Origin of the sequence: Arenibacter sp. 6A1, from assembly GCF_012272855.1 — a bacterium.
Classification (GTDB): domain Bacteria; phylum Bacteroidota; class Bacteroidia; order Flavobacteriales; family Flavobacteriaceae; genus Arenibacter.
The window spans coordinates 98,824-111,120 of sequence record NZ_JAAXCQ010000012.1; the positions used below are offsets into that span (position 1 = coordinate 98,824).

The 12,297-nt window shown below is 39.0% G+C and carries 9 protein-coding genes; 4 read left to right on the plus strand and 5 right to left on the minus strand.

From position 1 onward, the window contains the following. Positions 1–39 precede the first annotated feature (39 nt). The 4 genes from HCG49_RS12430 (at position 40) to HCG49_RS12445 (ending at position 5,845) form a co-directional block, all read left to right on the plus strand. A complete protein-coding gene (locus tag HCG49_RS12430; RefSeq protein ID WP_168469858.1) occupies positions 40–1,665 on the plus strand; it encodes a DUF4955 domain-containing protein in 1,626 nt (541 codons plus the stop codon). 60 nt (positions 1,666–1,725) lie between these two features. Next, the gene (locus HCG49_RS12435) at positions 1,726–2,397 is read left to right on the plus strand and encodes a DUF6250 domain-containing protein (protein WP_168469859.1); all 672 of its coding nucleotides are present in this window, start codon (positions 1,726–1,728) and stop codon (positions 2,395–2,397) included. A 243-nt stretch (positions 2,398–2,640) separates the two neighbouring features. Next, entirely contained in the window at positions 2,641–4,224 is a 1,584-nt protein-coding gene (locus HCG49_RS12440) for a sulfatase family protein (RefSeq protein ID WP_205764390.1), read from the plus strand. Between the two features lie 118 nt (positions 4,225–4,342). Next, the gene (locus tag HCG49_RS12445; protein ID WP_168469860.1) at positions 4,343–5,845 is read left to right on the plus strand and encodes a sulfatase; all 1,503 of its coding nucleotides are present in this window, start codon (positions 4,343–4,345) and stop codon (positions 5,843–5,845) included. A gap of 73 nt (positions 5,846–5,918) precedes the next feature. Here the strand turns inward: HCG49_RS12445 and HCG49_RS12450 are convergent, their stop codons facing one another. The 5 genes from HCG49_RS12450 to HCG49_RS12470 form a co-directional block, all read right to left on the minus strand. Next, positions 5,919–6,896, minus strand: coding sequence for a YpdA family putative bacillithiol disulfide reductase (locus HCG49_RS12450; protein WP_168469861.1), 978 nt, complete (start codon positions 6,894–6,896; stop codon positions 5,919–5,921). Next, the gene (gene rpe / locus HCG49_RS12455) at positions 6,896–7,555 is read right to left on the minus strand and encodes a ribulose-phosphate 3-epimerase (RefSeq protein WP_168469862.1); all 660 of its coding nucleotides are present in this window, start codon (positions 7,553–7,555) and stop codon (positions 6,896–6,898) included. The genes HCG49_RS12450 and rpe overlap by 1 nt, the downstream gene beginning before the upstream one ends. Positions 7,556–7,705: 150 nt before the next feature. Further along, the gene (locus tag HCG49_RS12460; RefSeq protein ID WP_168469863.1) at positions 7,706–8,935 is read right to left on the minus strand and encodes a DEAD/DEAH box helicase; all 1,230 of its coding nucleotides are present in this window, start codon (positions 8,933–8,935) and stop codon (positions 7,706–7,708) included. Between the two features lie 209 nt (positions 8,936–9,144). Further along, a complete protein-coding gene (locus tag HCG49_RS12465; protein WP_168469864.1) occupies positions 9,145–11,343 on the minus strand; it encodes a B12-binding domain-containing radical SAM protein in 2,199 nt (732 codons plus the stop codon). A gap of 495 nt (positions 11,344–11,838) precedes the next feature. Next, positions 11,839–12,297, minus strand: a complete 459-nt coding sequence (locus HCG49_RS12470; RefSeq protein ID WP_168469865.1) for an FKBP-type peptidyl-prolyl cis-trans isomerase — start codon at positions 12,295–12,297, stop codon at positions 11,839–11,841.

Genomic DNA, 12,297 nt, shown 5'->3' on the forward strand with positions numbered 1-12,297 from the left:
TTGCTTCTAAGTCTTTAAATAGAGAAATTATCCATAACAATGCGTGTACTTTTTATTACTTGTTTTATAGCTTTCATACTTAACATAGGCCCGTCCTTTGCTCAAGAAGCGCTTATATGGAAAAAATATACAGGTGAAATAAACGACCCTGAAATTCCATTGCTATTTGATTATTCCTATGCCGGATATCAACTTGGTGAAAAAGGAATCCCCGAAAAGCATAAGGGTTTAAAGGTTTTTAATGTGTTAGATTTTGGCGCCATTCCCAATGATAGTATTTCGGACCAAGAGGCTATTGAGGCTGCTATAAACGCAGCAGAATTAAACAAGGGCGGCATTGTGTTTTTTCCGCCAGGAGAATTTATGGTGAATGTGAAACCTAAAAAAACCAATCCTATTCAAATATCATCTTCTAATATTATTTTAAAAGGAAGTGGCATGGGGAAAAATGGAACGGTGATTAATATGAAAGATCACATGTTGCAACGAACGCCCGATGAACCTGAATGGAAAGTGAGTTATATGTTTACATTTTCGTCAAAAAAAGGAGAAAAACAACAAACAAAGATCACAGAAAATGCAAATGAAGGAGCGTTTACCATTGTTGTGAAAAATGTAGACATCTTTAAGGATACAAAGTTTATACAACTACAAATGCCTTATAATGTCACTGCTGCAAAAGAATCTTTTGAAGGAAAGAAACCAAGACCACATTGGGAAAAGATACAACAAGAAGGAGTGACATTTATTGAGAACCATGAAATAAAAAGTATTTCTGGGAATAAAATCACCTTAAAGGATCCGTTGATAAATTCGATTAATACCGATTACAATTGGCAAGCAAAACCTTTTTATCCGTTAGAAAATGTGGGTGTAGAAGATTTCTTCTTCAAAGCAAATTTTAAGGATACATTTGTACACCATAAAGATTTTTTGCACGACAATGCTTGGTCAATGGTTTCTATGCAAAGAGTGGCAAACTCTTGGGTTAGAAGATGCCGGTTTAGCAGTGTAAGTGGAGCTGTTTCTGTTAGTAATAGTTATGCATCTTCTGTTTTAATGTTATGGGTCGAAGAGAACAGCGGACATAAATTAACGAACGTGACACAGTCTACACGGGTGTTAACGGGTTTAATTAAGGATACTTCCAATTATGGGCAATTCCATGGCGCATCTATGTCTCACAAAACATCGGGATCTGTAATTTGGCGCGTAAAAACGCCAAAACAAGGATGGGATTCCCATGCCGACATTCCAATCAATAATTTGGTGGATATGTACGAAGGTTCAAAAATGACCAGCCACGGAGGGTATTACAAAAATGAGCCGCATCACTTAAAAGGATTAACCTTATGGAACTATAAAAGAGTAGGTGAACCACAAGATAATTACGATTTCTGGAAACTGTCAGGACCCAAACATTTGTATTGGGGTTTTTCTGTCGTGAATCCTACCGTAGTAGGTATGCATGGTTCAGGAACGAGCTTCAATCAAGATAACCTTGGCTATTTTGAAAGTTTAGGACAGGCCGTTTTTCCTGAATCTTTATACGAAGCACAATTAAAACACAGATTAGGTAAAACTCCAGCGTGGATTGCCAAAAGTTTGAAAGAATGGAAGGAGATAGAAAATGAATGTAAGGGAGGTGAGATGTCTAAAATATAAACTTAAAAAAGACTAAAGTGCATCTGCCTAAACTCTTTAAAATTATAATCAGAAATTATTATGAAAATCACACCTATTATTATCTTATTTCTATTAATCTATGGCTGTGGTTATGACAATACATTATATAAAAATGTACTCCATGATTCAGAAAATTGGGTGGTTGAACAGCAACCAAATGGACGAACTATTTTTTCTGACAAAGGCATAGAAGTAATTGATGCCAAAGGTTGCACCATTTGGTTTAAAAATCCATTACTAGCACCAGTGAAAATATCATACGATATTACTATTATAGACCAAGGTGGTATATACGACAGGGTTTCGGACATGAATTGCCTTTGGATGGCAAATGATCCTAAAAACCCTGATGATTTTTTTAAAGATTCTAAGAACCGAGCGGGTCATTTTCCCAATTATCATCATTTTACATCCTACTATGTGGGCTATGGTGGCCATCATAATACAAAAACTAGATTCAGGCGCTATAATGGCAATGTCGATAGGCCGTTGTTGCCAGAACACGATCTATCGGATAAGAAATTTATGATTATAGCTAATAAGAAAATGAGAATTGAAATTATAGTCAACGATAATTTCACAAGTTATTCGAGAGACGGGGAAGTGATTTATGAAGTTAAGGATCCACAACCTTATACCCGCGGATATTTTGGATTTAGAACGGTGAACAATCATATGAGGATAGAAAATTTTGAAGTCAAAAGAATTTAAAATTAATAACCAATATAGTATTTAAAACTTTCTGCTTCAAGGGCATTGAAAGTTCAAAAATGTTTACTAAAAAAGAATGGGATAAAATAGAAAGGCAAATGGCTTTGTAAGGGTTGGATTGGAATACAACTCTGTGCATAATGACAGTTAAGTAGCAGTGCTATAAATAAAAAGACTTTAACGCTAGAATAGGAGCGCGAAAAAAAATAAAAAACTTAAATAAGGAAACCAATATTTGTAATTATGAGAATCAAAAAAAGCTATATAATAGCAATACTGTTAGGTATTGCCATGGTGAGTTGCAAAGAGCAAAAAGAATCTTCCACCAAAATTGTTCAAAATAAAAAGAAGCCCAATATCGTATTCATATACACAGATGACTTAGGGTATGGCGATATCAGCTCCTATGGGGCCACTACCATTAGTACCCCTAATATTGATGCCCTGGCCAAGGAAGGCATTCTATTTACAAATGCCTATGCCACCGCGGCTACTTGTACACCATCTAGGTATTCTTTATTAACCGGCGATTATGCCTGGCGTAAAAAAGGAACTGGTGTTGCTGCCGGCGATGAGGCTCTTCTTATTGATACCAAGAAAACCACCTTGCCAGATGTCTTAAAAACTGCGGGATACAAAACAGGTATCGTAGGAAAGTGGCATTTAGGTTTGGGCGATGGAAATGGACCTAACTGGAATGGTAAAATTAGTCCGGGACCCTTAGAAATAGGTTTTGATTATTCCTATATAATTCCAGCCACAGGGGACAGAGTTCCCTGTGTTTTTGTCGAAAATCATCATATTGTTAATTTAGACCCTAACGATCCTGTAAAAGTAAATTACAAGGAAAAGATTGGAAATTGGCCTACAGGGAAAGACAATCCGGAATTATTAACAATGAAGCCCTCTCAAGGCCACAACAATACCATTGTAAACGGTATCAGTAGAATTGGTTTTATGGAAGGTGGAAAAGCCGCCTTGTGGGATGATGAAACCATCCCTATGGAATTGGTTGATAAATCTAAAAAATTCATTGATTCTAGTAAGGATCAACCATTTTTCCTGCTGCTTTCTACACACGATATACATGTGCCAAGAGTTGCCAATAAAATGTTCCAAGGTAAAAGTGGTATGGGACCAAGAGGCGATGTTATTCTTCAGTTAGATTGGACCGTCAAGGAAATTATGGAAATACTAAAAGCCCAAAATTTACTGGATAATACCATTGTTGTTTTTTCTAGTGACAACGGTCCTGTCTTGGACGACGGGTACCATGATAAGGCAAGGGAATTGGTCGGCGACCACCAACCTACAGGGGGCTTAAGAGGAGGTAAATACAGTTCTTATGACGGGGGAGCAAAAATCCCCATGATCATCAGATGGCCCGATGCCAAAGGAAAGGGAAGCATTTCTAACGCACTGTTTAGTCAGGTCGATTTTCTTAAGTCATTTAGTACATTGTTAGCCGTTGATGTAGATAAGAGCCAAGCTGTAGATAGCCAAAATATGCTGGCTGTCCTAAATGGCGAAGACCAGGCTGGTAGACAGTCGCTGATACACGAGAGCTTCCAAGGTCCGTTATCCTATATAGAGAACGGATGGAAATTTATACTGCCCCACGATGGACCTAAAATGGTGCCATGGGGACCTAAAATTGAGACGGGATTTGAAACTAAGCCGCAATTGTATAATCTACTAGAGGATCCTAATGAACAACATAATCTAGCGAATGAGATGCCCGAAAAAGTAGCCGAATTACAAGAGAAAATGGCAAAAGTAACCCAAGGCTCCTTTATCAATGTTCACGAGGTAAATATTGTTGAATAGGGAAGCTCAGAAATGTGAGGACAGCCCCTAGGCCGTACAGCTAATAGTAAATTTAATATGGTTTTAAATGATGTATTTAAAAGGAAAAAATATTTCACAAAACAATTGAACTAAAAATATGAATACTGAACCAATTCAAAATATTAGGAAGGTTGCCAATTCAGGGAACTTCTTACAAAAAGTATCCAATACATTAATTTTTATAGTGGTGTTGTTGGTATTCCAAGTAAGCCAAGCTCAGAAATCGTCTGCAACAGGGGCAAAGGATAAGGACAGGCCTAATATAGTGTTGATTATGACAGATCAACACCAAGCAGCGGCAATGAGTATAGCCGGGAATACGGATTTAGAAACCCCTAATTTGGATAAATTAGCCAAAAATGGGGTTCGCTTTAACAACGCCTATGTTACTTTTCCCTTGTGCAGTCCTTCTCGTTCTAGCATATTCACGGGGAAAATGCCACATACTCTAGGGGTTAATTCCAATGTTTCTGGTGATAATAGAATGTCCGCTGAAAATAAGGAAATGGGCTTAGGGCATATCATGCAACAGGCAGGGTATGACTGTGCCTATGGTGGTAAATGGCATGCCCATGAGGCAGCTATCTCCGAAGGAAATGGTTTTGAGAAGATCGCAGATTTCGGGGATATCCCTTTGGCAGAGAAATGTATCGATTATATGGCATCTAAAAAAGATGGCAACAAGCCTTTCTTTTTGGTAGCTTCCTTTGACAATCCGCATAATATATGCGAATGGGCCAGGAACGAACCCTTGCCTTATGGGAATATCCCCATGGTTCCCCTTAGCGAAACACCAGGGCTGCCCCCTAATTTCAAGAAATCGGAAACTTTTCCCGAAGCTTTGCAAATAGAGCAAGACGTAGATAAGAAGGTGTACCCGACCCAAAATTATACCGAAGAAGATTGGAGACAGTACCGCTATACCTATTATAGGTTGGTAGAAAAAGTAGACCGAGAGATAGGAAAAATTATAGACGCCATTGATGCTATGGGCTTAAGTGACAATACACTGATTATTTTTACCAGTGACCATGGCGACGGAAATGCTTCCCATGGTTGGAACCAAAAAACAGCCCTTTTTCAGGAAAGCGTTAAAGTGCCTTTTATTATGACTTACAAAGGAAAAAAAGGCTTTAAAAAAGGGGTAGACCAAAGCTTGATCAGTAATGGGTTAGATCTGTACCCTACTATTTGTGATTATGCCGGAATTCCTATTCCAGCAGGGTTGCTCGGAGAAAGTATTAAACCAAGACTAGAAGGGAACAAGAAGAGTCAAGAGAGAGAATTTGTAGTGGTAGAGACTAAATTTGAAGGGAAGCAGGCCTATGGCACCCTGGGAAGGGCCCTGATCGGTAAAAAATATAAGTACGTTTTGTACAGTTGGGGTAAAAATAGGGAGCAGCTTTTTGATCTAGAAAACGATCCTTTTGAAATGAATAACCTTGTACATTCAGGTGCCTATTTGGAAAAATTGGATGAGTATCGTCAAAAGCTTTTAGAATGGTGCAAGGAAACCAACGACACTAAGTTTTTAAGAAAAGTAATACTCCCTACCAATAGCACTATCTCATCGAGCGAGCTGTTTGATAAACCGTATTAAGTATTCTTGAATAAAGAACCCAAGAAGACGCTTGTGTATAGTGTCTCCTTGGGTTTTTGTTTTAAGGCGTTTTTTAGGAGTTTACGGTTCTTTTTTGAAGTATAGAACCTATGATCATGTTGGCATGAACCCTAGAGTTTTCTATAAACCATTTATGGGTTTCCATCCCCCCGCAAATAACTCCAGCCAAATAAATACCTTCTACATTGGTTTCCATCGTTTCCGGGTCGTATTGTGGGAGTCTTTTTTCGTCTTCAGATAGTTGGATGCCTATCTTTTCCAAAAATCCAAAATTTGGCATATATCCCGTAAGGGCCAATACATAATCGTTTTTCAAGGCTATGGTCTCCGTAGCCGATTGTATTATAATTTCCTCTTCGGTAATTTCTTTTACGGTACTGTTATAGTATGCTTTTATACTGCCTTCTTCAATTCTATTGATAATATCGGGCCTTACCCAATATTTTACACGTTCTCCTACCCCTGGACCACGAATGATAAGGGTAACATCGGCGCCTTTTCGGTAGCACTCCAAGGCAGCATCTATAGACGAATTGCTGGCGCCTATAACGGCTACTTTCTGGCTAGAATAAAAGTGGGGATCCTTGTAATAATGCGATACCTTGTCCAGGTCTTCCCCAGGAACATCCATCTTATTAGGGATGTCATAAAATCCGGTTGCTAGAATAACATTGGATGCACGATAGGTGTTTTTTGAGGATTGGATTTCAAAATACCCGTCGATTTTTTGGACGGATCCTACCTTTTCAAACAGTTGTATGTTCAGTTCATTGCTGGTCACAATGCGTCGGTAATACTCTAAGGCTTCATTTCTTTTAGGTTTGGCCTCAATACTTATGAAGGGAATATTATCTATTTCTAATTTCTCCGAAGAAGAAAAGAACTGCATGTTTTGCGGGTAATGGTAAAGGGAATTGACGATACATCCCTTTTCTAGAATAACATAGGAAAGACCTTTCTTTTTAGCTTCTAGGCCACATGCAATACCAATAGGTCCTCCTCCAACAATGACAATATCAAAATTCTTCATTACCCAATTAATTCATTTAATTCTTTGATGGTCTTGGTAGGGTTGTCACTTTGAAAAATAAAGCTCCCTGCTACCAATACATCGGCACCGGCATCGATAAGCTTTTTGGCATTTTCCGAGCTAACACCGCCATCGATCTCTATTATGGTATGAGCCCCTTTACGGTTGATGAGTTCTTTTAGTGCCTTTACTTTATCGTAGGTGTTCTCAATAAAAGATTGTCCGCCAAACCCTGGGTTTACACTCATAATTAATACTAGATCAATATCATTGATAATATCTTCCAAAAGATTGATATTGGTATGTGGGTTTAGGGCCACTCCAGCTGTCATCCCTTCGGCCTTTATGGCTTGTAGGGTTCGGTGCAGATGTGTACACGCTTCATAATGTACCGTCAAATTATGAGCTCCTAACTCGGCAAAGGTTTTGATATAACGGTCTGGATCTACAATCATTAAATGTACATCTATAGTCTTCTGGGCATGTGCCGTAATGGCTTTTAAAACAGGCATGCCAAAAGATATATTAGGGACAAACACACCATCCATGATGTCGATATGAAACCAATCTGCCTCACTGTTGTTTACCATTTCTATATCTCGTTGTAGGTTGGCAAAGTCGGCAGCCAACAGGGAAGGTGCTATGATTTTTTTATCCATTTTCAGTCGCTATAATTTTATGGTATAAAGATAATAATTTGATAGGTTTCCTAAAAAACGATCTCTTCATTAGGAGATGAATTCTATAATTCCTACGTATTTAGGGAAAACATATTTGCTGTTAAAAATATTAGGGCAATGCCACAATTATTAATACCAGCGTTTCTTTTTCTTTTTTGAACCTTCAGATTTTCTGCCTTTTCTGTGTTTACTGCCTTTTCTTTTGTGCACTTCGGGCTGGGCTTTCGGATCTAATGGATAAGGGTGGTCTTCTTCTACATCGATATGTTTTTGCATCAATTTTTGAATGCTAATGACATATTGCTTTTCGTCTGCAGAACAAAAGGAGTAGGAGGTACCGCTTTGGCCCGCTCTTCCCGTTCTTCCGATTCGGTGAACATAGGTTTCTGGAATGTTTGGTAAATCAAAGTTTACCACACTGTCCAAGTTATCGATATCAATACCCCTGGCAGCAACATCTGTGGCTATAAGAATATTGGTTTCCTTATTTTTAAACCTGTTTAAGGCTTCTTGTCTTTCATCCTGGCTTTTGGCGCCATGAATGCTATCTACCTTATAATTGTTTCTAAGAAGGGTTTGTTCTAGTTTATCGACACCGTGTTTGGTTCTCCTGAAAATAAGAATATTACCTTTTATCGTATTTCTTAAAAGGTGAAGGCACAGTTCTATTTTTTTGGGTTTTGGCGTAAAATAAAGTGTTTGATGTACCCTTGCTGCCGCCGATGAGGTAGGGGTGACGGCAATCTTTTCGGCATCTTTTAGAATGCTATTTGCCAATTGAACCACTTTAAAAGGCATGGTGGCAGAGAACAATAAAATTTGCTTTCCTTTTGGACATAGACGTTCTATTTTCTTGACATCGTCAATAAAGCCCATGTCCAACATTAAATCTGCCTCGTCCAAAACCAAGGTCTCTATATAATCTAAATTGATAACATCCTGTTTGTGCAAGTCCAATAACCTACCAGGGGTTGCTACAAGGATATCGACTCCTTTTTTTAGGGTTTCTATCTGTGGTTCTATAGCCGAACCACCATAAATAACAGCCGAAACAAGGTTGGTATATTGGGCGTAATCTTTAAAGTTTTCCTGAATCTGCATGGCCAACTCTCGAGTTGGACTTATGATTAAAGCCTTTATCTTTTTTTTAGAGGCGTCTTGCCTGTCGAACAAAAGTTGCAGAATAGGCAAAGCAAAGGCTGCTGTTTTACCAGTACCCGTTTGTGCCGAAGCAATAACGTCTTTCCCATCGAGTACAAGAGGAATAGTCATTTCTTGAACCGGAGTAGGAGCGTCGTAATTTTTTTCTGCTATAGCTCTTAAGATAGGTTTATTAAGCTTTAACTCTTTAAAATTCATGGATGTTAATTTTCTAAAATATGTGTACAAAGGTACGGTAAATTCGTTGTTTACTTTTTTTTCTACCCAACTTATAGCCAATTTTATCCATAATAAATCAGGAAAGGAACTTGGCGTAAAAACGTGGTATTGCAAAAAAGAGAGATGTTTGCAGCGAGTGGTTGATTTTACTAAAAAAACGATTCGTCCAAACGGAATTCACTTTAGGCTTAAAGCACTAATAAGCCATGATTTTTTAGAATGGACAAGGGTTTAGAATACCAAAACAGCTCGAAGTCATCAAAAGTAGCTTCAAAATCTGTTTTTAATTGGGAAAAAGTAAGGGTTTGATCACTATAAGGCGATATTTTGTCTAAAGCACCCAACAGCCATTCTCCTTTTTCCTTGTCTACCGAAATTGCCACTGTTTTGGTTTTATCGTGAAAGGTCAGTTTTAATAACTCCCAACTTTGTCCTTTTTTCGATTTGGTCAGGGTTTGTACTAATGGAGTACTTCCCAGCCAGATAATTTTGGCATTTGGTTTATTGGTAAACGCGGTTTCGGCCTCTAGTGCCGTTTCGATAAAATTCGGGGCGATAGTAGTTTTTGGGATTTTAAAATCGAACCAATCTTGCAAGGGGTAATCAAAGCAAATGCCGTGCATAAAATTGAAGAGCGATTTTTTAAGCCCATAACTAAATTGTTCATGATCGATACCGGTATCGTCAATAAACTGCACATCATTGTTGGCAAAACTTATTTCCTCGTATTGTGGCACTATGTTGTATTCCGACGGATTTAAGCCAATGGGACTGTGAGCCGTAAGGGCAAATTGATGCCAGAAACCCGATTGTAATACGCCAAGGTCAAACATCTGTCGGACCATTTCCAGGCTATCTACGGTTTCCTGAACAGTTTGGGTAGGATACCCGTACATTAGGTAAGCGTGTACCATTATTCCCGATTCTGTCAGGTTTCGGGTTACCTGGGCCACTTGGGTAACGGTAACCCCTTTTTTAATCAAGGCTAGCAATCGGTCCGATGCCACTTCCAATCCACCCGAAATAGCAATACAGCCCGATGTTTTTAACAATACACATAGGTCGCGGCTAAAACTTTTCTCGAACCGGATATTGGTCCACCAGGTAACGGTTAATTTCCGCTTTATAATTTCTAGGGCCAAAGCACGCATAAGGGCCGGTGGAGCCGCTTCATCTACAAAATGAAAGCCTCTTTCTCCGGTGCTTTCTATGAGTTCTTCCATTCTGTCTACCAAAAGTTTGGCAGCAATGGGCTCATAGATTTTAATATAATCTAGGGAGATATCGCAAAAGGTACATTTTCCCCAATAGCAACCATGAGCCATTGTCAGCTTGTTCCAGCGGCCATCGCTCCAAAGGCTGTGCATGGGATTGGCAATTTCTATTACGGAAATATACTTGTCCAATAGCAGATCCGAATAGTCAGGGGTGCCTACCTGACTTTGTTTGTAGTCTGGTCTTGGAGATGAGTTATTGTAATATACCGCTCCGTTTTGAAGTACAAAGGTCCGCTTTAATGCTGGTTCGGCTAATGTTGGCTCGGGATTTGTAATATGCGCTACCAATAGTTCTATTGGCAGCTCTCCGTCGTCTAGGGTAATAAAGTCAAAGAATTCAAAAACCCTGATATCGGTAAGCGATCGCAATTCTGTGTTTGGAAATCCGCCACCCATAGTCGTCTTTATGTCTGGATAATGGGCTTTTATGAATTGTGCACATTTAAAGGCACTATATAAATTTCCGGGGAAGGGAACAGAAATACAGAGCAGTTTTGGTTGCACGGTTTTTATACGTTGTTCCAAAATATCCAGGGTAATACGGTCTATATACGTATGTTCCTTTTGTAAATGCTGATACAGTTCGTCAAAAGAATTGGCGCTTCTTCCCAAGCGTTCCGCATACCTGCTAAAGCCAAAATTTTCGTCTATACATTCTACAATAAAATCCGAGAGGTCTTCTAGGTACAGTGTAGCCAAATGTTTGGCCTTGTCTTGGGTGCCCATAGCGCCAAATGCCCATTCCATATCGTCTAACTGATGAAATCTAGATGCCTGTGGCAAGAAATTATCAGTACATATCTGTCTGGCAAGGGTGGCATTATGGCCCTGTAAAAAAGATATTACAGGGTCTATGGTCTTTAAATAGTCTTGTTGTAAAGCAAAAATACGCCCTGCATTCTCTGTCACTATACGCTGGTTTTTTTCGGCCAAAGCAAATATGTCTCCGAGTCCTTCTTTTGAAAAAATGGCCAAAATAACCTCAATACCCAAATCCATCTGAAAACTACCAATGTTTTTGGTGTTTAAGAAACCCTTAATATAGGCGGTAGCCGGATAAGGGGTATTTAATTGGGTAAAGGGAGGCGTAAGAAGGAGAATGTCTTTCAAAAGTTTTGGGTTTTTATCGATAGACAGCATCATTAAGATCGTCTAAAGTCAGTGCAAAAATAAAGGAAATTTTAAGGAATAATATGCTTTTTAACAAGTGGTTTTGCTGTGTTGTTCGGTAGGGCAAGGCAATATACATAAAGCTAGCTCCCATTATTTTTCCCCACACTTTAATAGCTGTAGTTCAAAGAATGATCGATTTGGTTATTTTGAAGTATCAAGCGTCTTTTGATAGGGGCGTTCCCTCCTTCGTCGGGCGGGCTCTTCGCTATATCCCTTGCTCCGCTGCGGGGATGCCGCTGCGATCCCTAACGCAAAATAGGCCTCCTTAAGATAAAAATTGTCCCGTGATCACGATTAGAAGGAGTCATGGAAGAAAGGACTTAAACATTAAAATATAGTCCCAAAAAAAGCCCTTTAAAAGGGCTTTTTTTTTGAATAGCGCTTTAAGGGCGCTTATTCCTATGGTATATACTGTGTATTACAGCATTGATGTTATTTTACAGCGATGAGTTTTACATCAAAAACAAGCACAGAACCGGCAGGGATTGGACCGCGATCCGTACTTCCATATCCTAAATGGGCCGGAATTAATAGCATTCCGCTACCACCTTCTTTAAAATAAGGAATCCCCATTGTCCAGCCCCTAATGACTTGGTTTAAGCCAAAAGTTATGCCCTCTGCACCACTTTGGTCAAATATTTCTCCATTGATAAATGTTCCCTTATAGGCAACGGTTACTTGTGAAGAAGCACTTGGTTGTTTTCCGTCTCCCGGTTCATCGATGACATAATACAGTCCATAATCGCCTTTTTGGGCATTTAAATTGTTGTCTTTAATATACTCGGTAATTTCCAATTCATTCTTGGCTGTATAATCTATATTCTCTGCTTTCTTATCGTCATCACACGAAATAAACAAGGCAAATACTAGGGCAAAAAAGGTGTATTTCAT